At 72.5% G+C, this 560-nt stretch carries 2 protein-coding genes; both read right to left on the bottom strand.

What is annotated here, in order from left to right:
- The coding region (locus ABD990_RS34190; protein ID WP_345384946.1) for a (2Fe-2S)-binding protein at positions 1-269 on the bottom strand (269 nt) is incomplete at its 3' end.
- The gene (locus ABD990_RS34185) at positions 266-547 is read right to left on the bottom strand and encodes a sarcosine oxidase subunit delta (RefSeq protein ID WP_345384945.1); all 282 of its coding nucleotides are present in this window, start codon (positions 545-547) and stop codon (positions 266-268) included. The genes ABD990_RS34190 and ABD990_RS34185, both read right to left, overlap by 4 nt.
- Positions 548-560 lie beyond the last annotated feature (13 nt).

Genomic DNA, 560 nt, shown 5'->3' with positions numbered 1-560 from the left:
CCGTCGGTCAGCTCGATCGTGCTGGCGAGGAGCATCGGCTCGGGGAAGGGTTCCTCGATCTGGACCAGCCCGGTGGGGTCCTCGGTCCAGGCGGCGGTGATCCCGCGCGGGCGGCCGAGTGTGATGCTGGTCGCGACGCGGCGCACGCCGTGGGCGAGCAGGGCGGAGGCCAGCGTGTCGCCGGGGTGGCCGGTGTACGCGCGCCCGTCGAAGGTGAAGGTCAGGGTGCGGGTGCGGTCGATGCGCCCGTACCCGTCGATCCGGCTCATGCGGTCACCTCCGGGCGGGGCTCGCCGATCTTGTAGGTGGCGAGGAACTGGTAGCTGCGGGTGTCGCGCACGGCGTGAAACCAGCGCCGGCAGCCGGCGGAATGGGCCCAGCGTTCGGCGAAGGGGCCCTTGGGGTTGTCCCGGACGAACACGAACCGGGCCCACTGCTCGTCGGACAGGGCGGCCGGCTCGGCCGGGTAGGCCAGGTGGGCCTGGCCGCCGTAGCAGAACTCGACCTCCTCGCGGGGGCCGCACCACGGGCAACGGATCAACTGCACTGTCGGTCTCCTG

It is taken from the genome of Pseudonocardia yuanmonensis (assembly GCF_039542425.1).
Lineage (GTDB): Bacteria > Actinomycetota > Actinomycetes > Mycobacteriales > Pseudonocardiaceae > Pseudonocardia > Pseudonocardia yuanmonensis.
This window is presented reverse-complemented; position numbering and strand designations above follow the sequence as displayed.